The organism is Trichocoleus sp. Lan (assembly GCF_039961855.1).
GTDB lineage: Bacteria > Cyanobacteriota > Cyanobacteriia > Cyanobacteriales > FACHB-T130 > FACHB-T130.
Genome location: NZ_JAMPKA010000038.1, coordinates 1 through 24,386, shown reverse-complemented (window position 1 = coordinate 24,386; position 24,386 = coordinate 1). Strand labels below are relative to the sequence as shown.

The window sequence follows — 24,386 nt, the reverse complement described above, 5'->3', positions numbered from 1 at the left end:
TTCCGATCGGAAGAACAACTGAAGACGTAGAGGTATAGAAATTAGTTTTCTTCCGGATATAGCTACGTTGTCTATGTAAAACAAAGATTAGTTAGATGCACCCTGATGTTTACCCCTGGAGACAAGCCAGGGGTTTTTCTTTTTAAGGGGTTATTTTGGCCGATTGATATTTTCCGGAGTTGGGATGCAATTCCTTGAGGCTAGCTAGAACAGATTTCTGATAACGTTTGGGGGGAGTTTGATTGAGCGTGCGTCAATGGTTTTTGTCTAACTGGCGTCGTGTTTTTCTGCTCCTCTTGTTGGGAAGTGCCGCGATCGCTCCAGCGACGATCTACTATGTGAATGCAGTTACCAGAAGCGATCGCTATACCGATCCTGCCCAAGTTCCGGCTGAGCGTGTCGCCATTGTTCTTGGTGCAGGCGTATTGCCCGACGGTAGCCCCACACCGATGCTAGCCGATCGGGTGGAAGCGGCTGTGCAACTTTATCAGATGGGTCGCGTTAAAAAACTCTTAATGACGGGCGATAATAGCCGCACCGACTACGATGAAGTGAGCGTGATGCAGCGCTACGCAAGCGATCGCGGTGTACCGGCTGCTGATATTGCTCTGGATTATGCTGGTTTCAGCACTTATGAAAGTTGCTATCGCGCACGAGAGATTTTTGGGGTGACACAGGCGGTTGTCATCACGCAGCAGTTCCACTTGTCACGCGCCGTGTATACTTGCCGTCAATTAGGTGTGAATGCGAGCGGCTTGGGTACACCCGATTGGGGACGGTATGGAGATGGGGTGATGAAATCTTATACAACGCGGGAAGCACTCGCGACGGTGAAAGCCGTTTTAGAGGTGAATCTTCTCCGTCCTCAACCAACTTTTTTGGGGCAATTTGAGGGAATAAAGTAGGGACAGGCAAATATCTGTAAAGATAGTAGACTTCTTGCACGGAGTTTTTTATAAAACCGCAGAGGCAAGAAGTCTATTTGTTTTACGATTTGATTGCTGCAATGCGATCGCTTTGCAAGCTGGAGAATAAGCTTTCCCAGTCGGGATTTTGGCTATCTTCTGCCTCTTTTACCTCAAAGGTGAGATTACACGCTTTCGGTTCTTCTAGCGATCGCAAGCACAATTCGGCAATATCTTCCCGGCTGACTTTGCCCCGAATATTGTCACCTTGCTCGAAAACTAACGCCTTGCCTCCCGGTTCTTCAGTCAACGCACAAGGTCTAATAATTGTGTAAGGAATTCCACTTTCCCGGATACTCTCTTCCCCGCGCAATTTCCAAGTAAGGATTCCTCCTAGTTGGTCATTCATTCTCACCGCTGGTGGTTCTTCCTCTAAATTAATGCCAGGACGACCAGGACGAGTTACACCTGCCGAACTGACCATGATAAATTGAGGCACCGCGCCGCCATAAGCTTTGATTGATTCCACCTGCAAAGCAAAGCCGCCTGGTGAAAATTTTGGATTTAGTTCTCCGTCGTATTCAAACTTGCTCAGCATCAACTGGAACGAGCAAATTTTGCTAGGGTTAATTGCTTCGCCATCTTGCAAAGTTTTGGCGCGAAACACAGGAGTTAAGTCAGCGAAGGGAACGCGAACATCGATCCAGGTATTTGCTACGGTATCAAAAGAATAAGAATAAGCAACGCCATCCCATCTGGATTCGGTGCGGATAAAAAATTTGTAGCGTTTTCCATCGCCTCTAACGCGCAATTCCACACCCTCGTATCCTGCCAAATTAATCGGAGTGTCGAAGTTGCGGGTGCGAACGGAAGCAAAACCTCCAGAGTTGTCGGTTGATACGTTACCCGCAAACAGCGCTGTGCCTTCCACCAGTTGTATCCCACTTTGGCTTACGCCACCCATAACGACATCATCCACCGCACCCCAAGTATTCTTGATGTCATCTGAAAGGTTGCTAAAATCAAATACTACTTTTTCAGCTCCCCCCTTCGTCTGAGGGCTAAAGTAGTTGGCAGCAACTTGCACTAAGTTCTTGATGCCTTGATAATCCAGGATTTCCGGGCTGTCTACGACTTCGGGCATATAAAACTTGATACCCTGATAATACTTCGCCCGATCCGGTGTATCTCCCTCAACTGGCTGCACTCGAACACCAGTGCAACAAATCACAGCACTAACGTTCGACATCATTTCCGGAGTCAACGTTTCTGGGATGGTGATATCTCCCTCAAAGAGTTCTACGTTGTCGCCAAGCATTTCCCGCGCTTTCTGAGTATTTCTGACAAGGGCACGCACTGGATAACCCCGTTCAACCAGTCGCCGCACGACTCGCTTACCAACACCACCCGTCGCCCCAGCAACCAGTATCACTCCCACGCGCTTTCCTCCAGTAGGTTTGTCTTGATTATCCTTGGTGCGACCTTGCAGCAACCGCTGAAGGCAGTTGAAGAAAGGAATCACCTCGAAATAGGTCAGCGTTTGCAAAAATCTGCCGAAATCCCATTTAGATCGGTTATTTTGATTCGTCATTTTCTTGTAAAATTCACGTTTTTAGCTGATTCCCTTTATCTTTGTTTAATAGCCCACTGATTTGAAAACAACTCTCTAATGGAGCAAGATCCTTCAGCCGTCAATGCTGAAACGAATTTACTCATCCTCGATCTTGATGGCACGGTGCGATCGCCACTCTCAGATAACAAGTTTATCCAGCGTCCCGGCGATCAGCAGATTATTCAAGGCGCTGAGGGAGCGATCGCTTACTTTGCCGCGACTGGCTGGAAAATTGTCGGCGTAACCAATCAAGGGGGTGTCGCCAGTGGTAAAAAATCTCTGCAAAGTTGTATTAGAGAGCAGCAATACACTTTGGGATTATTACCAGAGATAGAAGAAATTTATTTCTGTCCTGACTTTGAAGGAAAAAAGTGTTTTTGCGTAACCTCCAGCGATGTTGTTAACCACAGCCAGCACTCTGAATCTGGGAAGTTTCGCAAACCGAATCCAGGAATGCTGAATTTAGCGATAGAAAAGCACTTGCCAGACAAAGTGTTAATGATCGGCGATCGCTCGGATGACAGAAATGCTGCAAAAGCCGCAGGTATCAAATTTCAGCAAGCAGAAAGCTGGAGGCAAACTTATGGCGATACTGACGTTTGAACGGATGGGAATGAGGATGCGATCGCCAACTCACTCTTTCCAATCCCAATCCGGTAGGTGAGTTAACAATTATTGTGCCAGAATCAGTTATTAATGCTTACGCAACTGTAATTGCAATTGATTTTGCTCCAGCAAATGCAGATTCATCGGTTACTATTTCCTTTAGTCCAAAATTGGCTGTCTTTTAACGCAAAGAGCGCAAAGGTAAGCGCAAAAGTACGCAAAATTAAAGATGTAAGCTTAAGGTTTGTTAGCGCTTATGCTTCAGTTTCAGCCGCCTGGTTTTGAGCAAAAAGTCATAGAAACCTCCCTCGGTTCGATGGTTTACTATACCGCAGTAGAGGACTCGTGGTTAGGGCAACGACAAGCTGAATTGCCACCGTTAATCTTCCTGCATGGCTTTGGTGGCGGAGCTTCTGCCTACGAGTGGTCGAAGGTGTACCCGGCTTTTGCAACGACTCACCGTATATTCGCACCAGATTTAATTGGTTGGGGAGAGTCAGCTCATCCAGTCAGAGATTATCAAATTGCAGACTATTTGAAGACGCTGACGGAGTTTATTGAGAAAATTGCGATTTCTGGAGGAGAGCAAAGCTTTACCCCGGTAAAAGTTGTGGCATCTTTGCTGACGGCGGGTTTCACAATCCGTCTGGCAACTGAACGTCCGGAGTTATTCCAAACGCTATTTTTAGTATGTCCATCTGGGTTTGCCGATTTTGGGCAAGATGCTGGGCGCAGATTACCGCTTCAAGTAATTGGGACGCCGCTGTTAGATAAGCTAATTTATACGCTTGGGGCGACAAACGAAGTGGCGGTGCGGAGTTTTCTCGAACGGTTCTTGTTTGCTCAGCTAGAACGATTGTCTGAAGAGATAGTAGAGGCTTATTTGGCGTCAGCGCAGCAGCCGAATGGGGAATACGCGGCGCTAGCGTTTTTGCGGGGCGATCTTTATTTTGACCTCGCCCTGTATATCCAGCAATTGACGGTGCCGACTTTTATCCTGTGGGGTGAGGAGGCACAATTTATCAGTGTGAATCTAGGGAAACGTTTGGCTGCACTCAATCCAAAAGCAATTCGCCGGTTTCAGCCAATTGTAGGAACGGGAGTGCTACCTCATTTAGAGCAACCAGAAGTCGTAATTGGACTGCTTCAAGGTTATTTCTCAGCAGCGAATTGCTAATTGTGTTTTTCTCAGCCTGCGAAGTAGAGCGCAGCTACGCGAATCCTCTTCTATTAAACGGATGCTTTACATCCTTTGTCTGAGCTAACCGTAAATTTGGGATAAGCAATGCGTTGGTGATTATATTGTTGCCAGACTTGGACGAAAACTTCCGCAATGCGGGATAGTTCTTCTCGCGTTAACCCAGACTCAGCTAACTGGCTGTCTTGCCAACGGGCGCGGAGAATTTTGTTAATCATAGAGAGGGCTTGTTCTGGAGTTGCATCTTTAAGCGATCGCAATGCTGCCTCACAGGAATCTGCCAACATCATTATCCCCGTTTCTCGCGACTGGGGAATCGGGCCATCATAGCGGAAATCTTCTTCCCTCACAATTTTAGTGGGGTCTTTCTCGGCTATCTGCTGCGCTTGGTGATAAAAATAGGCAATCAACATTGTTCCCTGATGTTCCGGGATAAACCCCTGAATTGCTTTGGGCAACCGGCATCGCCGCGCCATCACCATGCCTTCAGTTACGTGCTTTTTAATAATCTCAGCACTCTTCCAGGGGTCATTAATTTCATCATGCTTGTTGGGACCGCCCATCTGATTTTCAATAAATCCTAATGGATCGTGCATTTTCCCAATATCGTGGTATAAAGTACCAGCCCGAACAAGTTCTACATTGCAGCCCAGTTCCCGCGCTGCGGCTTCTGCCAGGGTGGAAACGAACAGCGTATGTTGAAAAGTTCCGGGCGCTTGAGCGGCTAAACGTTTCAACAAGGGACGGTTGGGGTTCGCGAGTTCCGCCAGACGAATCGGTGTCACCAAGTCAAAGACGTGTTCTAGATAGGGACTCAGACCCAGCGCCACAATACTCCACGCTAAACCGGAAAAACCGCATAAGGCAGCTTCTTGGAGTACGGTGTACCAAATTGAACCTGTTGCGGCACCGAGAATCAGATTTACAATCAGGTAGACAGTGCCTTGAGTTAATCCGACGCCAACGCCAAGGAAAGCGAGTTCTTCGCGCGATCGCATTTTCCCTGCCAGTAAGCTCATCATAATTCCACCCGCAGCACCCGCCACCAAACAATCCCAAGTAATGGGCAGGCTAACCGATAACACGCCACCCAGCAGTCCCACAACGGTGACACCCAACGCAGAACCGTAGAAACTGCCCACCAATAAACCAACTGCTGGCAAATTCGTATAGCGAATACCCAAACTCACTAGCACTGGCGTACTCAAAGTCAGCAGCAATATCAGCAAGTGATCTCGTTGCCGGATTTGGGGATAAAATCGCTGTTCCACCCGCCAGAACGTACACACGCCACCCGTGACCAGAATTCCAAAACCAATCAATCCAGACCAGCTAAGGCTCCGGCGGCTTAATTGAAAATACTCTAACAGCACAAAATCTGCCTGGGAGATGGTTTCACCGGCGCGGACAATCACCTCATCCTGCCGAACTGCGATCGTTTGCAGTGCCACCGCTTTTGCTGCCTGTTCTGCCAGTTGTTTCGTTTGTTCTGGATCTTCTATTAAGTTGGGGCGCAGTCCCCAGAGCAACATTTGGGTTGCCACCGGCTCAGCTTCCGGGGGAACGAGCAAATTCATTTGCACTCTCAACGCTTGCTGTAAGATACTGTTAGGCAAGCCTGGGGGAATCCCTTGGGTGAGCATCCGTTCGGCAACCTGGGGGATGCCGGTTTTTGTTTGCTGCCAAGCTTCATTTGACAAGTCAAGCAGGGAGGCATCGTAGCGCCTTTCTGGATTGCCATCTGAGAAGGCGGCGACAGCTTTGGCGTATTGCGCGCGGGCTTGGTTAATCGTGCTTATTAGGGCTAAAAAATCTTGAGGACTTGCGGCCTGATGGTAAGCTTGGAGTTCGGCGACAGCAGGTGTTGCGGAAATATTCGATTGACCGTTGGCATCTGGCAATAACCCTGACTGGGGTTGATTCACTTTCATGTCAGTGTCCACCGCGGCCAATATAGAGCGCCACTCCCACTCCGCGCACTTGCGGAGGTCAATCTGAGTGGCAGCAGACAATATGGCAGTCGGAACCATTGGAAAAGAACCGGCTAGTTGTCGGAGGTCGTCGGCGGTACGAAGCGATCGCTCCAAATCATCGTAAACTTGTTCGGTTACGTCTTGCTGGATCGTCAAGACGGGCACGGCACCTGTGCGGGCTGCCTTCCGTTTTTCTTCTGTGGTGAAAGTATCTACGACATTAGCGTCAAAGGTTGCCCGAATCGTCTGCGGTGCTATCTTGCCGACGGCGAGCTTTGGCGCATTGTAGTAGCGCTGCCCCATTGTTCCGGTGAGGGACACCACTGCCAGCAGCCAAACAATCCGAGGACGGTTTCTGCGGTTTTGGAGAGTAGCGCCAAGACCTAATCCTAGACCTTGCCCTGGTATAGCGGCAGGCGAATCAAAAAGTCGGGATGGTAAAAGACTGCGAAGGGGCTGGTACGTCCGCCGCCATTGATCAAGCTGGTGCGTCAATGACTGAAGCGTCTTCATGTTTATAGTATGGCTGTCGTTTTAGGCGACAGGAGTGATGGTAGCGAAAAGTAGATTGGCATTCATAAAAGGCACCTTACAGCAATCTTTACCCTTAATGGCACCCCTTTGTTGGCTTCATCCTACCTTACAAAACACTGCCCAAATTGCCTATCCCCCTTGGGGGATTTATCCGATTAAATTTAATTTTCTTTGACCAGCTTAGCTTGCATGGAGTAGCGATCGCTGGTATTAAAAAAAATTAACGCCGTTGAATTACATGGGGCGCTGCTACGGCGCTTATTTGCTGGACTTGCTTTGCTGTTGAGGCATCATAAACACCAGACCAAACAGCAAGGAGATTGTCTGCTAGTTGAAACAACTGAGCATCTGAGGCGATTCCCCACTTAGGTTGATTCCAAGATAGCCGCCATCCCATAGGAATGCCCACTGTACTGTTATACGCTCCCGATAAAGCACCCGCGATCGCGCAGGTAATCGGGGGTTGGTAGCCGCTACGGGCAGCACGGGCGACACTCAGGCGAAAATCTTCTAGAGTACTGAGGAAGCAGTAAAAACCCAGAGCGATGGGGGTACTCTGGGGCTGGGCATTCCGACATAGTTGAGCGATCGCTATTTCTAAGCCCGCATTTTCTGCTAATAAAATTTGGACTTGCTCTAATTGTTGCACCAGAGGCGTCTGGGAATCTCCTAAGAAGGCAAGGGTTTTGGGAATCAAAGTAGCCCGATTGAGTTTTTCTCGAAGGCATTGAGCGATCGCGTATCCCACTGCTAACGCCCCATCTCTTAACTCTGGCTCATCTTGCCAGATGCTGACAACTTGTTCTAAATTTTGCCGCAGTTTGGCTTTATATTCATGGGAGAACAGCACAATCGGCAGTGTGGCAATAATCGCTCCTGGCGTAGGCGCGTTAGCACTGTTCGCGTCTATCTCCACAAATTTTTCCGTGAGGTGACGCCAATCTGCGAAATCAAATTTACCCTGCTCAATTAAGCTTTCTGCACCCCAAACCGCCATTTTGCCCCAGCTAGTAGGCTGCTGAGACTGTTTTTTGCCCAAAGGGGTGAAATCCCCGAATGCAGCGCCCAACAAGGTGCCGCGAAACCGACTTAACAGAGAGTAGCGCATGATTTCTATCGTAGAGGCGATCGCGACTTAGACAGCGTTCTCTCAACATCTGCCGTGCTATAGTCTACCGTCTCCCCAGTAGAATCGCATCTTCACTGAAAATTTTCCCTTGTAATGACTTCTCCCGTTTGGATATTTTTCAAAAAAGGAATGCCTATCCAAACTTCTATCGAGAAATTATAAGATGAATTGTAGTCATCGACGATATAACATCCATTAAAACTGCGAGTTTTCTTCAGGGAAATATTCCAAATCGGCGGAGAAACACTCCAATATTTAGCTTTTTCACTAGATTCGTTTTGTAAATTTGTTTTACTAATTTTATAAGGAACTTCAACAATATCGATTAAATCATAAGCATATTCATATTTGTCCAAAATACTTAGAATATCTTCCCAGCTTTGAACTTTTATTTTTTTGTCAAAAATTCGTGAATTCAGCCAAGAATTACCAATTTCAACCAGTTGTTTCGCGATTAATTCTACCCGATGCTTGTCTTGCTTGAGAAACTCTAAATCTTCGGGAAGTAATACCCTGTTGGGTAGGATAGTCCAAACTTCAAAGGAAGTCTCTGTCTCTGTATCAAATGAGAAAGTAGATTTTTTTATACCTGGTATGTCTTCAAAAACTTGCACAGCACTAATAGGTGCTAGGGAGTCTAAGTATTTAGATTTAGTAGAACCTATTTCAACTTCTGGTAAATCTTTTGGGTAATTCTCAGCTAAATGATAATCTGGAGCCTTACATAGCTCTTCTGGAAGATAGGATTTTGTTGAAGTTTGCACTGCGCTTCTCCATTGCAATAATTTTTGTTTCAACAGAGTAGCAGAGCGAGTAAGACTATTTAGTGTTGCAGTTTACTAAAAATAAAGAGTTTTAATTATCAAGTATTTTCATCCGCCTAAAGATAGATAAAAAAATGAATAACGAACACCAAGCGATCGCTCATCAAATTTTATAGACGGAAAACAAGTCAAGTATGGGGAAGAGAAATGCAACAACTGAAACTTAGAGTAAGATTCCCTATCTATAGTAAGAATTCAGATGCCAAATGCGCGAATTATGCTAAATTTGGTCGTCCTTCGGAATGGATATGAAAATTCTTTTTCATCGTTGCACTGGGCAGCAAGGCTCACAGCGACTCCAGATTTTAATTGTCATTACCAGCATTTTCTTCATTACCATTCCATCTGGACTTGCCCAGGAGGCTACCTCGCCAAAATCCACACCCGTAAGGATTTCAACTGAAGAACAATATTTTGCTGATGTTGTTGTCAGAGGACGCCCAGTTTTTCAAGTAGGTAGTTTATCGGGAATCAGCGCTCAAGAGCGATCGCAAATTATCAATCGGCGGATTGCCAGTATACTGCTGCAATCAGAGGCTTTGGGGCAAGTCACCGTTAAACCAGACAATCCACGGAAGATAGCCACCTTACAACTCAATAACCGAGTCTTAATGTCAGTAACTCAACAGGACGCCCGCGACTTTGGGGTGTCTGTAGAGGTGCTTGGCGAGAAATGGGCGAATCAATTAAATCAAGCTTTCAAAAAACCGCCCCTAGCCATTGATGTTGGACAGCGACTTTATCTTACCGTGCGCGATCTGGTACGGGACGCCATCAGCAGCTTGCCCTTAATTTTAGGGGCATTGGTCGTCGTTGGCATCACCTGGGTAGGTGCTAGAGGCGTGCGTTACATTGCTTTAAAATGGGCGCAGAAAGAGACAGAAGGCGATCGCAGCACTGAAATTCTGATGGGGCGAGTGGGATACGGTGGAGTTTGGGTTATTGGCTCTGTCATCGCTCTAGGCGTCTTGGGGCTTGACATTGGGGCTTTGCTGGGGGCATTGGGACTTACCAGTGTCGCGATTGGTTTCGCCCTCAAAGAGGTTTTCAGTAACTACATTTCCGGAATGATTTTACTTGCCGCCCGACCTTTTCGGTTAGGCGATCAAGTGACGATCAAGGAATTTGAGGGAACCGTTACCCAAATTCAACTGCGGGCAACTACTCTAAATACCTATGATGGGCGGAAGGTGTATATCCCAAATCAAGAAGTTTTCCTTGCTAGCATTATTAATAACACAGCTTTCAAGCACCGCCGCAGTTCGGTTACGGTTGGCATTGCCTATGGTGCCAATATCTCTACTGCTAAACAAGTGATTACTGATGCCGTTCTTAAAGTCAAAGGCGTGCAGCCAAAACCAGTGCCAGAAGTCCTTGTCCGGGAACTGGATTCTGGCAAGGTGAATTTGGAAATCCGCTTTTGGGTGAATTCTCGGCGTTTGGAGTTTTTAGAAACCACTTCTAAAGCAAATGAGGCGATTAAAGAAGCCTTGCACAAAGCGGAGATTGAAATACCCACCGAAATTTATACATTGTTAGTACGCAAATCGCAGACTGAGGCTGATGTCTACCCCACGGACTGGGATTCCCAGAAGCGGCTTCCGAACGGCAAGTAAGCTGTTCTAGGCTCCCAGTCTGTTAGCTCCGAATAAAGCGCGATCGCTTTTTTACGGCACCTGTGGCACCGATGGGGGTGCAGAACTGACACCGCTTCCCTTGCCTCGGTTGTATTTCAAATAAAACCCTGCCACTACTAACAAGATAATCATCAGGGTACCAATACCGAGGGGACTGGGAAGCCAGAATACCGCCTCAAGATGGTTCACCTCACCGGGTTTGAGCGTCCAAACTAACAGATGGCCTTTCTCTGAGATAACTGGGTTGAGTGCATTCTCCGCCTTCTCAACACTCCGCGCCCCCCAAGGGGTTCTCAAGCTAAAGTCCAAATCGAACAGCGAACCGGGACTAACGATAACGTTACCGTTAGTAGAAAGAACGCCGAGCGATCGCAAATCCAAATCGTAGCTTAAGCGATTCCGTATCCAGAACAGGAAATTCCCCTGTCTCAGACTCAGGTGGGAATTAATCTTTGGTAAATCTGTATCTGTCGTCGCCTGAGAACCTTTCTTTGCCGGGGGATTAAAAAACTGGTTAAACTTCTCCTCCAGTTCCGCACCGCTAGCAAACGGAATTGTCACCACAACTTCCTGGTTTGAGATGCGCTTCGTTTTCCCTTGCAATTGTCGCGCCCGATGCTGAAGGCTATCTAACCATTCCTGTGCCTGCTCGCTGCTCAATGCCGTCAGTTGTTCGCCCAACTTGATATGCTGGACAATCTCGCCACGGTTCGGATTCTCGAACCTCACCCCAGCATCATACTGAACGCAGCCCGACAGCAATACGACCGCTAACAGCATCGCCCAAAGAACCCGCATTTTCGGCAATACTTTACCGAAAGCACCCCTCGCACTCTGACTCAACACAGCTAACTTCACGCCTTTCTCTCCTCCTTACTTCTCTGGTTGCCTTCTCTCGTGCCGGAAGTCGTTCGTTACCCTTGCCGCGCCGCTACACCCAACTGCTGGAACAACAAACTCGGCAAGAAACTACCCCCGCCTACCCATTCCGGCTTATCGCCCAAATCCACCAAATTTTTAAACGCCTCAAAAATACTACCAGCCACCATCGTATTCTTGACTCGACCGACAATCTGACCTTTTTCTACCTTGTAGCCTAAATCCAGATTGACAGAAAACTCTCCCGCCATTTGATTCGACTGTCCAGCACCGAGAACCTGATCCACAATCACCCCCTCATCCATGCTGGCAATTAAATCCGCTGTCGATGTCTTCCCAGGCGCAAAGCAGAGATTTACTAACTCTGGGCTGGGACGCGACAAACCACCCCGAAAGCCGTTTCCTGTTGACTCACAGCCAGCCCTGGCTGCCCAGCGCCGATCCCAGTAAAATTCTTTCACTGTGCCTTTCTCAACAAACACTTTGCGACGGGTGGGCGTGCCTTCATCGTCAAAAGCACAGGCAGATGGCCCGATTCTGGGGTCTTCAAATAAATTTAAGCGTTCGTCAAAGAGGGTTTCACCCAGTTTACCGACCAGAGGAGAGGCTTTTTGGACGATACTTTGACCGGAGAGAACCGTCTTAAATAAGCGTCCGATGGCACTAGCGGCGGCTCTAGGATTAAACAGAACGGGGAAAGATCCGCTCTGAATGGTCGCTGGCTGCTCTGCTAGAGCGTATTTTCGTAACAAATCTTCTAGAAGGCGATTAAAATCTGGGACGCCTTCACGGGCAATATCGGAGCTATAAACCTGGAGAAAATCTTCACCCCGTACCAAATTCCCCGAAAGGCTGGCACTAACAACCTGGCTGGTGCGCGAGGCGTAGACATCCGCACTGGTTGCAATTTTTACATTATTTGTCCGGACGTGGAACCCCACATCTACCAGAATATCGGAGTTGTAGTCGTGGATTTGAGAAATTAAGCGATCGCCTACTTCCACTAATTCCTGAGTTGCTGGTGGCGTGTATTTTTTTTCGGGTTCCGTCACCTGTACGCCCGCCGCAAATTCAAACTCAGCCTTGTCGCCAATTTCTGAAGTTTGTACGGCAGCATCCACCAAATCTTCCAGCCGCGTCAAGTCTGTGGAACTGGCAAAACCCAGCCTCCCCTCGTGTAGCACCCGCAGCGCGACTCCTTGCAGTGCTTTGGTTTGCAGGGATTTTAAGCGATTGTTTTCAAACTCAACTGGTGTGTCTTGGCTTGATAGATAGTAAACCTCAGCGGAGTCGGTTCGTCCCTTCGCCAATTTCAGAATCTGCTCCAGCGTCGCATCAGTCACCATCTCAGGTTCTCCCGCTTCACCCATACCATCTTAAAGCTACCAGAGGGACTCGTCGCACTACTGCCCTAAATACCGCTGTAAAGACAGACAGGAAGTTTACCGACTGCTGCTAATTGTTCTACGACTTTTAATTGGAGAAAAATCTCCTCAACAACTCAAACAGAAGCTGGATTTGCGATTAGATGAATTTTCCCAACCTAGGAAAGCCCATCCAGTCACGCCATATTGGGCATAAAAAAAGGTTTGCGGGAAGCCAAACAAGAACCCAATCACAGATAAAATTAGCGTTCAAAAATTAAACCAAGCTAATCCACCGAGTGTCAAACCAATGGCAACCAAGGCAACCCAAATAAACAAATTGTCCTTGGTATTTACTTGGCTGAGATCGATGGGTTCCGGTTCTGGACGCTTTTGAGGAGTTTTCGTAGCACCCTGAAGATTGCTCCCCCGGCGAAATTCCGGTTCGCTGTCAGCGAGAGTTGTGAGATCGGGAATCTCTGTCAACCATTCTGGACGCCTGCTGAGTTGCGGGGCTTCCATAATGTAGAGTAGGCGACGGCTTTGCTTGCTAGTTTGTGGATCGGGATGATGTCGCAGCTGTTTGCAGAGGGCGATCGCTTCTGTTGTTTGTCCTGCTGCTTCGTAAGCCGTCACCAGCCAAATCAAGATTTCTCCTCCCAATCGGGAGTTTCGAGTCACCAAGCTACTTGCCTTCTCTAAATGCTGCACTGACTGGCGGTAATTTCCTCGCTCAAATGCTGCTGTGCCAGTCTGGTACTCGGTTCTAATAATTTCCTGGGTTTCTGAATTCACTGTGCCAATTGAATTTAAAGAGAACTTTTTTGTGCTTTGTACGTCATCACCGATAGCCTCTTTAAATTTTAGCGAAGCAGATTATCCTGTAATCAAGACGGCTAAAATCAATTGCCTTTGCCAGGGTTTTCCAGAGCATCCAAAGACAAAAATTGCAAGCTGCCAGCTCGGAAGATTTATCGTCTGTAACGGGTGGTTTCTGTTTCGTTGTTTCAACATCACCCGTTCAGGTGAATCAACGAGGGGAATTTTCCTCGCCTTGCCAGGGTTTATCTTAAGAAGTCATTTAAACTTTCATACTTAGCACCATCCAAAAGATTAGGATGTAAAACCATGCTCAAAACCCTACCTCTGCCGTTGCATTGTTTTCATCGGTTTTGCCTTGCTACCGGCTTAGCACCCTTGACGCTGGGCATTACGGTACTAACAGGGGCGATTTCCCCAGCCAAGGCACAATTAATCATTCAGCAAGGCGTGCCTACTTATGGATTTCCCCAGCATGGAGTTCCCCAGCCGTCGTCGGGTAGCTTTGTTTATGGCAGTCCGATTCCCAGTCCGATTCCGATAAACCCAACGACGGGGATGAGCGATCGCGGATCGAGTAATTACTATCGAGTCAATCCAAACCCTTATCCGAGTTATCCCGACTATTACCAGGGTTATCCCAACTCCTATCCGAGTTATCCCGACTACTATCAGGGTTATCCCAACTCCTATCCGAGTTATCCCGGCTACCCGGTAGGATCGCACAGGAGAGTCAACAACTCGACACTGATCAACCCCACCTTAATTAATCCCCAGATTCGGGATTCTATCCTGATTAATCCAGTGATTGTGAATCCACGAGGCAATCGCAGACGCTTCAACCAACCCAGGCAGATTATTATTCGTTAATCGCGCACGCCTAAGTCATAAACCCTAAGTCATAAACTCAGAGGCGATAATCATCGAGCCGATACCGGCGTCGGTGAAAATTTCTAATAGCAGTGCGTGGGGAATACGACCGTCAATAATATGAGTAGCCCGAACGCCTTGGGCAAGCGATCGCACGCAACATTTCACCTTGGGAATCATCCCACCGCCCACGATACCCTTCTCAATTAGACGCCTCGCTTCGGCGATATCCACTTTGGCAATCAGAGTGGAGGGATCTTTGTAATCCTGCAAGATCCCTGCTGTATCTGTGAGCAAAATCAACTTTTCTGCCCCCAAAGCTGCCGCAAGTTCCCCAGCTACGGTATCCGCATTGATGTTATAGGCTTGTCCACTGTCATCGGTTGCCACGCTAGACACTACAGGGATATATCCGCTACTGACCAGCGACTGCAAAAGCTTGATATCAATACTGTTCACTTCTCCCACAAAACCAATGCCCTCTACCCCTTCTGGACGGGCTTTGATCAAGTTGCCGTCTGTGCCGCAAAGTCCAACAGCGGAACCGCCAGCACGGTTAATTAAGGAGACAATTTCTTTATTGACCCGACCCACTAAAACCATTTCCACCACCTCCATTGTGGCGGCATCGGTCACGCGCAGGCCATTTTTAAATTGGGGTTCGATTCCCAGTTTGCCCAGCCAAGAGTTTATTTCTGGACCACCGCCATGTACCACGACGGGACGCAAGCCTACACAGGATAAGAATACAATGTCGCGCATTACCTTATCTTTGAGCGAAGCGTCTTTCATCGCCGCGCCGCCGTATTTAACGACAACGGTGCGACCGGCAAATTGCTGGATGTAGGGTAGTGCTTCGCTTAGCACTCGAACGCGAGTCGCTTCAGCTTTCTTGAGGTATTCGCTATCGTTAAGCATTGCTTAGCAGGATGATGCCAGTAATCGTTTTCTAGAAGTTTAGTGCATACTGGCGTCTGCGGCACGATTAGAGGCGGCTGTTTCCAGTTTTACTGACCGTTATTGTCTGGCTTTGGCTTAAGAACTGCGGGAATTGCTTCAATTACTTGCGTCGCAATTTGTTCGGGAGTTTGCCCCTCGCCAACGGTGATGTGCAGGTCGGCTTGGGCGTACAGCGGTTTTCGTTGCTCAAACCGCTTTGGGAATTCGGTCGCGATGTCAGCGTTTTTTAACAGAGGTCGGGTGGTATCGTTTTGCAAACGGGCGACTAAAAGTTCCACAGGGACATCCAGCCATACGACGAGACCGTGCTGGAGATAGCTCCAATTTTCTCGCTTCAGGATAATACCGCCGCCAGTAGCGATCGCTAACTTCGTATAAGCCGACAATTCGGACAGCACTTGGCTTTCCAGCTTCCGAAAGCTTTCTTCGCCGTCACTGGCAAAAATCTCATTAATCGATTTTTTGGCAACTTGCTCAATTACAGCGTCGGTATCGAAAAAGCGATAATCCAGATGCTGTGCCAATAAGCGTCCTACGCTTGTCTTCCCAGCACCCATCATGCCAATCAGATAGACATTGATGCCCTTGAGTCGGTCGCGCAGGTTCTGATTGCTTTTTTCCATATTTACAATTGCCAGAGCGATCGCTGTCCTAGTGTAACCATCAACAGAAGAAATTAACTCTTTTTCCTACATATCAAATTTCCAAGTAGCTATCTTTATCCAAGTCTTCCAGCGACGATTGCCACTTTTCTACCAATCCTCCGCGCACGCTGCTTCTTACCCAAGGATGCAGATCGTAGCGGGGATTGCCTAGCTCATCTTGTACGTCTTCAATCAAATACCATCGTCTTAGATCCGCCAGTGCCGCATCCAACTCTGAATCCAACAATTCCCCAACTTGAGACAACTCGGCTCTGCTAACCGTTACATCTACCCCGCCCATATAACGCAGTACACTTTTTGCTGCCACATTGATTCGCTGCCACGCTGCCTCCAGACAGAAGCGGTAGAAGGTCTCAACTTGTCGGCTGGCAAGCTTTAATTCCGACAAGATTGGCTCAAGTGCTTGATCGTGGAATACTCGCCCAGCCAGGAAATGCAGTGCTAAGGGTGCGCCGCAAGACAATTGATGCATTTGATAAAGCTGTTCGTTGCTTGCCTGCTTGATTACCGAAATGTTGTTGTATTTTGCCTCATCCTCCAACAATTTAGACGACCATCTTGCTTCGAGTCCTGGGATTTCAATTAATCTTACATAGGGAGGTTTAGTTCGGTGTCGGCTGGTAATCAGTGCCCGACTGGGGTTGAGCATTTTGATAAGGTTCGCCAGAATATCTTCAACTTGTGCGGTCTCCGCATTATCCAAGACGACAAGCAATTTCTCTGCTCTCAAACGCTGGTGAACTCGCTCAGGGGGACAATCCAGTTGATGCGCGATTTCATTTAAAAATTTCTTCCACGTCAGCGCCTCAAACTGCTTTTCCTGGCTGATGTAACCATCCACCCACTCGCTTTGCCTCGCTGTCACCCACACCACATCCGCGAACAGATTTCTGTCGAGTGCTTCTTTCGCAATTTGGCTGGCAGCTTCAGATTTGCCATACCCTGGACTGCCGCTGAGGGAAAAAATAGAGAGTTCTGTGGGATCGTCCAAGCGGTTCAATACTTCTTGAATGAAGCTTTCTCGCCCCCACACCATCCGACATCGCGGATTAGGGATAAACAAGCCCCACTGGCGTTTTTTGCCCCGATCTAGTGGCGCTTCGGTTGGGGCGTTGACGGTTTGATTTTCCTCCCAGCATCTTATACCAGGAGTGGTAGATAAGGAGTCTTGAGAACCGACCTCTTCCCCGATTGGACAGGATAGCACGCTCTGAGAATTGTCGGGAGCATTCTGAGAAAACTCGCTCCATTCATCATAGGAACAGTTCAATAACAGATGACATAAGCCATTGGCAATCCGATACTCGCAGGTTTGGCGGCTCTCCGAGTTCAAAATTGCTTGTAAAGCTTGGCGGGAGGGTTCAAGTGTATTGAGTTGTTTCCGCCACGCACTCAAAAATTCTTGCATTAAGGCACGCTTGCCTTCAGGCTTGTACTTTCTGTTGAATTCTTCGTGTAGCTTTTTCTTTAAGCTTGCGGACAAAAAAACGTTACTGTTATCTCTTCTGAGGTCAAATCCACCAGCCATATAGATACCGATAGACCTTTTTGCGTATTTCTGACAAAATTTGGAGCTTTGTGTCAACAAAATCCTGCAAACTATTAACTTGAGCAACCAACTTGGCTTTAAATTACTTTGAAATTACCCTATAATTGCTTTGTTTCAATTTCAGTAATGTTACGGTTGCCTAATAAGGTTAAATTGTGAAGCACGGTAATCTCACTTAGGATCATCAAAGTTGGGTGTTCTACCATGAAAAATAACCTCAGCAATATCCGCGAAGTCGTCCAACACGCTTTGAGTACAGGCTACTTAACTGTTGCAGCCGAAGAACAGCTGCGGAGACTTTTAACAACTAAGTATGGATTAGAAGACTTCAACGCTTTTATGCAGTTGCAGCAAGCTGCAATGCTGGGTCAAGTAAGGCAAGAGTCCCGCGAACTCGCCCTTTCTCAGCGACTTTCCTGTGGGAGATGCTAGCGGCTAAGCCAAGCATTGGCGAAAAATCGTCCTTTCCAGCCCTTTGTTAACCCGGTAATGTTAGACGACGGTTGGTTTCGTATCTCCCAGATGGAGCGTTAATTAGCCCCAAGCTTAATAAAAGAGCCACATCTTTAGTCGTCATTTCTTCACAAATCTGCTCAACTAATTTGTCAGCGAGATACGCCCTGACAACAGGTGGCAAGGTGAAATTATTCGAGGTTTTTTCAATCAGCGATCGCCGTCGCAAAGATTCCATTGCTTCTAGCTGCTGCCGTTTCGATACTCCCGGCACCACCTCGTCTCGCAAGGAACGTATAGGAATTAACTTGTGACGAATTGCCAGCCAGTACATTACTTTTTTTTCTAAGTCCGAGAGGCGATTGAACTGCCGATCTAATAGATCTCGGATATCCCCAAAGACAACCAACCCTTCTGCTAAAAAGTCGGTGATGTTCCCGTCAAAGACATCTTGAATCGTCGTTGCCACAATTTTCAGGACTAACGGATTCCCGGCATAGCGGTTGATCAGGACTCTACATTCTTCAGCTGAGCCAACTAAACCTTTGAGTTGCAGTAACTCTTGTCCATCGGATGCTGACAACCCCCTCAGTTCTAAGGAACGAATGGGTAAGTTTTCCCCTTCTAAGGATGCAATTTCTTTCGGTTTCTCCCGACTGGTGAGAACCAGACAGCTAGGATGGCGTTCTTCTCCCAGACGTCGGAACAGTTCCCCATATCCCTCATATTCGGGACGATAGTATCCAGCGTGTTGGATAGGAGATAAAACTTCCTCAGCTCGATCGAGGACGATCAGACAGCGGTGCGATCGCAGATAAGCCATCAGTAGGGAAATTCCCTCGTCTGCGGTTGCGTCACCGATGATTTCCTGTCCCTGCGACAGAAATTGAACTAAGTTTGCCACCAAATCTTGAACTGATGGAGCATGACGTAGCGATCGCCAAATGACAAACTCAAAATCTTGCTGAATCTGTTCTGCTAGCTTTACAGCAAGAGCAGTTTTCCCGATTCCCCCTATCCCCAACAATGCCACTAAGCGGCAGCTGTCGTGGACAATCCACTGCTCTAAGGTTGCCAGTTCTTCCTCGCAACCGTAGTAAGCTGCTACATCAATCACTTCTTCCCAATCCTGGGAAGCGATCGCTGTCCCGATGGCAGATGTCTCAGCTTGACCGTGTTCGGATACGTTAGCGGAATCTATTTTATATCCAGCTTTTGAGAGCAAGTTGGTGACGCGGCTCCAGTTCTTGATTTTTATAACGTCACCCGTCTGGCGAATCAGGAGTTCTTGAATGTATTTGTACAGCCCATTCGATAAGTAAACTCTAACGGCACTGCTAGTGCGACTTTTGTAGACAGTGTCTGCTATTTCTGCTGGACTATAGCCACACAACAATCCTCTTAAGAATTTCTTCTCAACGGGTGTCAGACTCCTTCCTTTGGCAGATGCTAAATCTATATAAAGCTTCTCCAAATGCCAATTATTTGCTGCTTCTGTAAACTCGTCGTCCTGCCGCTCAACAGTTGATACCATTGTCTCGCGTTGCTAACCCCAATAAAGGCTGTCAACGCCTGATTCTAACGGATTAATTATGAAATCCTAACGAAGTTAGGATGAAGTTCTAACGAATTTAATAACGATTGTTAGATGAAGTTTCTTTAATATTTTGGCTATCCTTAAATTTTAGGAAGACTTTATCTAACTTTCATCTAAAGTTCATTAAAATTTCACAGTTTTTGAGAGGGAGAAAAGAGGTGGAGCGATGGTTTTCCTAGGTTTTTACGGCATTACCCTACCCGGCGGCTCAATTATATTGCCCTGCCTCAGAAAAGGCATCCGTAAATTAACTGACGTGAATTCCCTATTTCAAAACCTAATGGTTTCTCCTGGTATTGATTGAGTTGGTGAAAAATTATGATGCTCATCCGCGAACTTGTCGAACAAGCACTGACTATTGGATATTTAACCGTTGAAGCTGAAGATCAACTACGACAGTTATTAAGAAAAAAGTATGACAATGAGGATTTTAATGCCTTCATGACCTTGCAGAAAGCCGCAATGACAGGTCTTGTTAAGCAGCAATCGCGCGAACTGATGCGGTTATAAGCAGTAGTTTAGAGTTAATTCTTGGGGTTAATGACTTGAGCATTCAGGAGTCAAAATAATAAAGCGTGTGAATGCTTCCCCGGAGAGGGGTTGAGGGAAACCCTCGCAAAAAAAATTCACCCTCTAGGCTTATCGGTTCTTCCAATCAGTGTCAAACTCGTCGTCCTCGTCTTCAAATCCCCAGTCGTCCTCATCCGGATTGGTTTTCCGTACAGGTTCAGGTTCCTGATAGGGCGGGGTAATTACCCGATAACTGGCATCATAAACGGCTTCAGTTTTTCCCACCCCAGAATTGCGCGGTTCCCGGTAGCTGTAAGAATAGACGGAACCCGATCGAGAGGCGCTTTTCGGTTCTTGCTGACGCTCGTAAGTTGTACGTTCTTCTACAGATTCTTTTGCAAACGGTTGTCGGCTTGGAGTGCGATCGCGTGGTTCCTCCAATTCATCCCCCCAATCATCATCCTCCGCAACCTCCTCTTCCCAGTCATCTCCATCCGCATCGGTATTCGTTGGCTCTGGCGGAGGGGGAGGGGTGTAACTGGTTTGTTGAGTGGTAGAGGTTTGTTGAGTGGTATAGGTAGATTGGGCCGTTTCACGCCGCGACTGGTTGGAACGAGGGGGTTCTGTGGCTTCTAGTTTGCGGATGCGTGCTTGTAAGGGACGCCGTTGCAGATAGCTCAACAATTGCAAGAAACTGCCAGCCAGGGCACCCGTTGCGATCGCTGCCAAAATCCAAACCCCTACAGGTAGCACTTGCGTCTTAGCACCCAAAAATACCAGCGCTAGCACCGGCGACAAATTTTGTAAAGCAAGTAGTGCTACGGACCCTAGCACCAACATCAGCAGTAAAATCCGAATCGCAGGCATAATCTATTAAAAATTAAAAATTAAAGCTTAAAAATGCAGAATTTCTTCTTGTATTTTCAATTTTACATTTTTAATTTTTCATTTTCCTTCCCATCGGTTAATCGGGATACAGTCAATATCTAGCTGATCTAAGGCACGCGCCACCACAAAGTCTACTAAGTCTTCAATTGTTTGGGGATTGTGATACCAAGCAGGAATTGCTGGGACAATTCGGGCACCTGCTTCTGCCAAAGCCGTCAGGTTACGCAGGTGAATCAAGCTAAAGGGCGTTTCGCGGGGCACAAGAACCAGTTTCCGCCCTTCCTTGAGTTGGACATCTGCTGCTCGCTCCAAAAGGTCGGAACTTAAGCCAGCTGCCAGTTTCGCCACGGTACTCATACTACACGGCATAATCACCATCCCTAGGGTGCGGAAGGAACCACTGGCAATATTGGCTCCCACATCGCCCCAAGGATGGCAGTAAAGTTTACCCTGCGTTTCGACTCCAGCTTGCTGTCGCCAAAATAGTTCCTGTGCCACTGCTTCTACAGGCATCCGGATAGTTTGCTCTGCCTGCCAAACCATGTAAGTAGATTTGGAGGCAACCAGTTCAACGCTGTACTCAGCTTGGAGCAGAAATTTTAAGGCACGTACGGCATAAATTAAGCCAGAGGCACCCGTGATGCCGAGGATAAGGGGTTTGGTCATTAGTAGTAGGTAATGGGTAATTAGCTAAACGGTTAATGGCTCATGGTTCTTGAACACACCATGAGCCATTAACGATTAGCTATTCATCCAATTCAGGATCGGCAGAAGGATCTGCTTCTATATCCTCATTGCTGGCTTCGCTACCGCCGCCGACAATGACCAAGTCAATTTGCTGACGATAGTAATCAACGCTCTTAACTTGGACTTCCACGCGATCGCCTAGACGATAAGAAACGCGGCTTTTCCGTCCTACCAGGCAAGCATGACGGGAGCGAAACTCGTACCAGTCATCTTTAAGAGAGCTGACGTGTACCAGTCCTTCCACCAGCAAGTCTTCAATTTCCACAAAGAACCCGTAAGACTGGACGCCGGTAATTAACCCCTGGAAGACTTCTCCCGTGCGTTCCTTCATTAGCTCGGCTTTTTTGAGTCCTTCCAGATCCGCTTGTGCGTCTGAAGTCAGCTTTTCACGCTCATTGAGATGCACAACGATACCCTGTAGCTGGCTTTCTAAATCTTCTTGCACGTCTGGTGGCAAGACATTCCAGTTGATATTGCCGTGGGCGGAACTATGACGCAGATTCACGCTTTCTTTGGCGCGAGTGGTTCGGCGATCGCGTCCTTTGTCAAATACAGCAAGCAATACCCGTGACATCAGTAAATCTGCGTAGCGTCGCAGCGGTGAGAGACAGTGGGTGTAGGGGCTTTCGTCCTCGCCTATCCCTAAAGCCAAACCAAAGTGAGAGCCTGGAGCTGTACTGTAACCACAGGGTCTCAGGGTGGACTGCAACAGATACATCAAGACTCGCTCTGACTGGGATTGAGCGAACATTTGAGTGAAACGTTGATAATCCCGTGATGTCACCGCTTCTTCCTGCTCTAGGCGCAGTTCCATGCCCAGATTACTCGCCAACTTCATCAATTCCTGCACATCCTCCGGGTCTGGAGAAGGCTGAATGCGATACGTTGCAGGCAGAAAGAGTGCTTGCAAATGGGTAGCGATCGCTTGATTTGCCAGGAGCATCAACTCTACGACTAGAGAACGCACTCCTCCCGAAAATACAATCGCTCCTAGGATGCCTTCATCGTTGTAGGGCAATTGAGTACCGGGCAGATTCAGTTCAAATCCTCCCCTCCCTAGGCGCTGTGCTTTCACTGCCGGACTCAGCTCGTAAAACAACTGACTGAGCATTTCAAACACTGGCGCTTCGGCATCTTGATGACGCTCTAAAATTGCTGTCGCTTCGTCGTAACTGAGTTGGCGATCTACTTGAATCACCGTGGGTTGAATCTCATACTCCACCATTTGTCCGGTGGCGGAATCGAGAGTTAACAGTACCGAAATTGCTAAGCGAGCTTCGCCCGGTACCAAGGAGCAGCGACTGGCAACAGCATCCGGCAGCATTGGCAGCACCATGTCTCCGAGATAGACGGTGTTTCCCCGCTTGCGAGCTTCCCGATCCAGCGCTTCTTGTGGCTCAATGTAGTGAGCAACATCCGTGATGTGGACGCCCAACTGCCACAGTCCAGCTTGTGTTTTGTTAAGAGTCAGAGCGTTTTCTGTGACGTGCTGAGCGGTTTCGTTCTCACTTCCCGCTCCTGAAGGCTCAGGAATAAAGGCAAGCGTTAACAAATTCCGCAAATCCAGCCGGTGCTTGAAATCTTTTTGACTCGGCTGTTTGGGCAATTCCTCTGCGGCTCTAAGCACCTCAGATGGAAAGTTGCGAGGTAAGTCGTGCTTGCAACAGACAATATCGGTGTCTGCGGCGGCTTCTGCATTACTGCCGAGAATGCGAGCGACTTTGCCAATCGGCGGCTGCGATGCCAGGGGATAGCGTAAAACTTCGACGTGAACCAGGTAATCGACGGCTTCCGCCAAGTTTTGACCGTTCGGATGCAGATTCAGTTCAAATAGCAGCCGATCGTCTAGAGGGACGGCTCTAAAGCCGGTTTCGACTTGCTTGACTCGTGCTAAGACCGAGGGATTGGCTCGTTCTAGAATCAGCCGTACTTCCCCTTCTGGAGAGCGTTTGCGGTTTCCTTCTTTGGTGACTTTGACGAGAACGCGATCGCCATTCCAAGCGGTACTCAGATGGCTTTCTCGGACGTAAATATCCTCCGCTCCTTCTACCTCCTGAATGGCAAAGCAAAATCCTTTACTCGAACAGCGCAGTTTGGCTTCGACGACATCTTCTTCTTGGACGCGCCGATACTTACCGCGATCTTTGACCAAAATGCCAATTTTTTCTAAGGCATCCAAGGCAATTTGTAGTTTAGTTAAGCTCTCTTCATCCTGGCAACGCAGTTTTTTTTCCAGAACCTTAGGAGCGACTAATTTGTCATCTGTGAAATTAGAAAGTAGTGTAGCGATTGAAAATTCCATGCAGCTATGAGTTTGCCTCCACCATAAAAACAATTCTGTTTGTCTACATTTGTCAGCTGATAGAGACGAGCTAACCTTATCTCTACAACAGTTGCTTCTTTCTTCTTGCCGACTACTGACTGTTGACCGCTGACGATTGAAAGCGATTTTTCTCCTTGTTATCCTGACGCCATGCTTAGAAAGCATGGGTATTTTTACCCTGATGTGGCAGCGCCAAATTCGCCGCGTTTTTAACAAATGCCTCGCTGCTACCTAGTAGTTAACCACGATAGTTTTGACAGATAAACAGGGATCGGGGAAACTGGCTAAAACCCAAAACTTCCGATGCCAGAAAAATATACAGTCACGCTCAGCAACGAAGAACG

General features: G+C 47.7%; 21 protein-coding genes. 7 read left to right on the top strand and 14 right to left on the bottom strand.

Annotation, left to right across the window (positions count from 1 at the left end; all coding sequences use genetic code 11):
* Positions 1-287 precede the first annotated feature (287 nt).
* Positions 288-905, top strand: a complete 618-nt coding sequence (locus tag NDA03_RS24550; RefSeq protein WP_348239438.1) for an ElyC/SanA/YdcF family protein — start codon at positions 288-290, stop codon at positions 903-905.
* A gap of 82 nt (positions 906-987) precedes the next feature.
* On the opposite strand, the gene NDA03_RS24545 is transcribed toward NDA03_RS24550, so the two are convergent.
* Positions 988-2,496, bottom strand: a complete 1,509-nt coding sequence (locus NDA03_RS24545) for a CIA30 family protein (protein WP_348239427.1) — start codon at positions 2,494-2,496, stop codon at positions 988-990.
* A 78-nt stretch (positions 2,497-2,574) separates the two neighbouring features.
* Between NDA03_RS24545 and NDA03_RS24540 the strand changes: the two genes are divergently transcribed.
* Together NDA03_RS24540 and NDA03_RS24535 are read left to right on the top strand one after the other, a co-directional pair.
* A complete protein-coding gene (locus NDA03_RS24540; protein ID WP_348239426.1) occupies positions 2,575-3,120 on the top strand; it encodes an HAD-IIIA family hydrolase in 546 nt (181 codons plus the stop codon).
* Positions 3,121-3,379: 259 nt separating this feature from the next.
* Positions 3,380-4,300, top strand: coding sequence for an alpha/beta hydrolase (locus NDA03_RS24535; RefSeq protein WP_348239425.1), 921 nt, complete (start codon positions 3,380-3,382; stop codon positions 4,298-4,300).
* Between the two features lie 53 nt (positions 4,301-4,353).
* Here the strand turns inward: NDA03_RS24535 and NDA03_RS24530 are convergent, their stop codons facing one another.
* The 3 genes from NDA03_RS24530 to NDA03_RS24520 form a co-directional block, all read right to left on the bottom strand.
* Positions 4,354-6,807, bottom strand: coding sequence for an HD family phosphohydrolase (locus tag NDA03_RS24530; RefSeq protein ID WP_348239424.1), 2,454 nt, complete (start codon positions 6,805-6,807; stop codon positions 4,354-4,356).
* 241 nt (positions 6,808-7,048) lie between these two features.
* Complete coding sequence (locus NDA03_RS24525) at positions 7,049-7,936, bottom strand: ADP-ribosylglycohydrolase family protein (protein ID WP_348239423.1); 888 nt, start codon at positions 7,934-7,936, stop codon at positions 7,049-7,051.
* A gap of 92 nt (positions 7,937-8,028) precedes the next feature.
* The gene (locus NDA03_RS24520) at positions 8,029-8,721 is read right to left on the bottom strand and encodes a hypothetical protein (protein ID WP_348239422.1); all 693 of its coding nucleotides are present in this window, start codon (positions 8,719-8,721) and stop codon (positions 8,029-8,031) included.
* Between the two features lie 308 nt (positions 8,722-9,029).
* Here NDA03_RS24520 and NDA03_RS24515 point away from each other — a divergent pair, with 308 nt between their 5' ends.
* Positions 9,030-10,397, top strand: coding sequence for a mechanosensitive ion channel family protein (locus NDA03_RS24515; protein ID WP_190535398.1), 1,368 nt, complete (start codon positions 9,030-9,032; stop codon positions 10,395-10,397).
* A gap of 51 nt (positions 10,398-10,448) precedes the next feature.
* On the opposite strand, the gene NDA03_RS24510 is transcribed toward NDA03_RS24515, so the two are convergent.
* From NDA03_RS24510 to NDA03_RS24500, 3 genes are all read right to left on the bottom strand, one after another.
* Entirely contained in the window at positions 10,449-11,276 is an 828-nt protein-coding gene (locus tag NDA03_RS24510; protein ID WP_348239421.1) for a DUF3153 domain-containing protein, read from the bottom strand.
* Between the two features lie 56 nt (positions 11,277-11,332).
* Positions 11,333-12,640, bottom strand: a complete 1,308-nt coding sequence (locus tag NDA03_RS24505) for a TldD/PmbA family protein (RefSeq protein WP_348239437.1) — start codon at positions 12,638-12,640, stop codon at positions 11,333-11,335.
* 291 nt (positions 12,641-12,931) lie between these two features.
* Positions 12,932-13,456, bottom strand: a complete 525-nt coding sequence (locus NDA03_RS24500) for a tetratricopeptide repeat protein (protein ID WP_190410669.1) — start codon at positions 13,454-13,456, stop codon at positions 12,932-12,934.
* Between the two features lie 333 nt (positions 13,457-13,789).
* Here NDA03_RS24500 and NDA03_RS24495 point away from each other — a divergent pair, with 333 nt between their 5' ends.
* Positions 13,790-14,350 (top strand): hypothetical protein, encoded by a 561-nt coding sequence (locus NDA03_RS24495; protein ID WP_348239420.1) that lies wholly within the window; start codon positions 13,790-13,792, stop codon positions 14,348-14,350.
* Between the two features lie 24 nt (positions 14,351-14,374).
* Here the strand turns inward: NDA03_RS24495 and argB are convergent, their stop codons facing one another.
* The 3 genes from argB to NDA03_RS24480 all read right to left on the bottom strand — a co-directional run bounded on the left by argB (position 14,375) and on the right by NDA03_RS24480 (position 17,458).
* The gene (argB, locus tag NDA03_RS24490; protein ID WP_190410667.1) at positions 14,375-15,268 is read right to left on the bottom strand and encodes an acetylglutamate kinase; all 894 of its coding nucleotides are present in this window, start codon (positions 15,266-15,268) and stop codon (positions 14,375-14,377) included.
* An 89-nt stretch (positions 15,269-15,357) separates the two neighbouring features.
* Positions 15,358-15,933: a shikimate kinase gene (locus tag NDA03_RS24485; protein WP_348239419.1), complete on the bottom strand. Its 576-nt coding sequence runs from the start codon at positions 15,931-15,933 to the stop codon at positions 15,358-15,360.
* Positions 15,934-16,006: 73 nt separating this feature from the next.
* Complete coding sequence (locus NDA03_RS24480) at positions 16,007-17,458, bottom strand: NB-ARC domain-containing protein (protein ID WP_348239418.1); 1,452 nt, start codon at positions 17,456-17,458, stop codon at positions 16,007-16,009.
* A gap of 270 nt (positions 17,459-17,728) precedes the next feature.
* On the opposite strand from NDA03_RS24480, the gene NDA03_RS24475 reads away from it, so the two are divergent.
* Positions 17,729-17,956 (top strand): hypothetical protein, encoded by a 228-nt coding sequence (locus NDA03_RS24475; RefSeq protein ID WP_190410665.1) that lies wholly within the window; start codon positions 17,729-17,731, stop codon positions 17,954-17,956.
* Positions 17,957-18,002: 46 nt separating this feature from the next.
* On the opposite strand, the gene NDA03_RS24470 is transcribed toward NDA03_RS24475, so the two are convergent.
* Positions 18,003-19,511, bottom strand: a complete 1,509-nt coding sequence (locus tag NDA03_RS24470) for an NB-ARC domain-containing protein (protein ID WP_348239417.1) — start codon at positions 19,509-19,511, stop codon at positions 18,003-18,005.
* A 381-nt stretch (positions 19,512-19,892) separates the two neighbouring features.
* On the opposite strand from NDA03_RS24470, the gene NDA03_RS24465 reads away from it, so the two are divergent.
* Positions 19,893-20,084 carry a hypothetical protein gene (locus NDA03_RS24465; protein WP_190410913.1) on the top strand — a complete coding sequence of 64 codons (192 nt, stop codon included), beginning with the start codon at positions 19,893-19,895 and terminating at the stop codon, positions 20,082-20,084.
* A 129-nt stretch (positions 20,085-20,213) separates the two neighbouring features.
* On the opposite strand, the gene NDA03_RS24460 is transcribed toward NDA03_RS24465, so the two are convergent.
* From NDA03_RS24460 to NDA03_RS24450, 3 genes are all read right to left on the bottom strand, one after another.
* The gene (locus tag NDA03_RS24460; RefSeq protein ID WP_348239416.1) at positions 20,214-20,951 is read right to left on the bottom strand and encodes a LapA family protein; all 738 of its coding nucleotides are present in this window, start codon (positions 20,949-20,951) and stop codon (positions 20,214-20,216) included.
* A 78-nt stretch (positions 20,952-21,029) separates the two neighbouring features.
* The gene (locus NDA03_RS24455; RefSeq protein WP_190410662.1) at positions 21,030-21,638 is read right to left on the bottom strand and encodes a flavin prenyltransferase UbiX; all 609 of its coding nucleotides are present in this window, start codon (positions 21,636-21,638) and stop codon (positions 21,030-21,032) included.
* 79 nt (positions 21,639-21,717) lie between these two features.
* Positions 21,718-24,021: a ribonuclease R family protein gene (locus tag NDA03_RS24450; protein ID WP_348239415.1), complete on the bottom strand. Its 2,304-nt coding sequence runs from the start codon at positions 24,019-24,021 to the stop codon at positions 21,718-21,720.
* Positions 24,022-24,386 lie beyond the last annotated feature (365 nt).

Coding starts and splice junctions, on each gene's coding strand:
- NDA03_RS24525 (WP_348239423.1), bottom strand. CDS start 7,936: ATGCGCTACTCTCTGTTAAGTCGGTTTCGCGGCACCTTGTTGGGCGCT.
- NDA03_RS24470 (WP_348239417.1), bottom strand. CDS start 19,511: ATGGTATCAACTGTTGAGCGGCAGGACGACGAGTTTACAGAAGCAGCA.
- NDA03_RS24465 (WP_190410913.1), top strand. CDS start 19,893: ATGATGCTCATCCGCGAACTTGTCGAACAAGCACTGACTATTGGATAT.
- NDA03_RS24535 (WP_348239425.1), top strand. CDS start 3,380: ATGCTTCAGTTTCAGCCGCCTGGTTTTGAGCAAAAAGTCATAGAAACC.
- NDA03_RS24530 (WP_348239424.1), bottom strand. CDS start 6,807: ATGAAGACGCTTCAGTCATTGACGCACCAGCTTGATCAATGGCGGCGG.
- NDA03_RS24495 (WP_348239420.1), top strand. CDS start 13,790: ATGCTCAAAACCCTACCTCTGCCGTTGCATTGTTTTCATCGGTTTTGC.
- NDA03_RS24460 (WP_348239416.1), bottom strand. CDS start 20,951: ATGCCTGCGATTCGGATTTTACTGCTGATGTTGGTGCTAGGGTCCGTA.
- NDA03_RS24455 (WP_190410662.1), bottom strand. CDS start 21,638: ATGACCAAACCCCTTATCCTCGGCATCACGGGTGCCTCTGGCTTAATT.
- argB (WP_190410667.1), bottom strand. CDS start 15,268: ATGCTTAACGATAGCGAATACCTCAAGAAAGCTGAAGCGACTCGCGTT.
- NDA03_RS24485 (WP_348239419.1), bottom strand. CDS start 15,933: ATGGAAAAAAGCAATCAGAACCTGCGCGACCGACTCAAGGGCATCAAT.
- NDA03_RS24450 (WP_348239415.1), bottom strand. CDS start 24,021: ATGGAATTTTCAATCGCTACACTACTTTCTAATTTCACAGATGACAAA.
- NDA03_RS24515 (WP_190535398.1), top strand. CDS start 9,030: ATGAAAATTCTTTTTCATCGTTGCACTGGGCAGCAAGGCTCACAGCGA.
- NDA03_RS24475 (WP_190410665.1), top strand. CDS start 17,729: ATGAAAAATAACCTCAGCAATATCCGCGAAGTCGTCCAACACGCTTTG.
- NDA03_RS24540 (WP_348239426.1), top strand. CDS start 2,575: ATGGAGCAAGATCCTTCAGCCGTCAATGCTGAAACGAATTTACTCATC.
- NDA03_RS24545 (WP_348239427.1), bottom strand. CDS start 2,496: ATGACGAATCAAAATAACCGATCTAAATGGGATTTCGGCAGATTTTTG.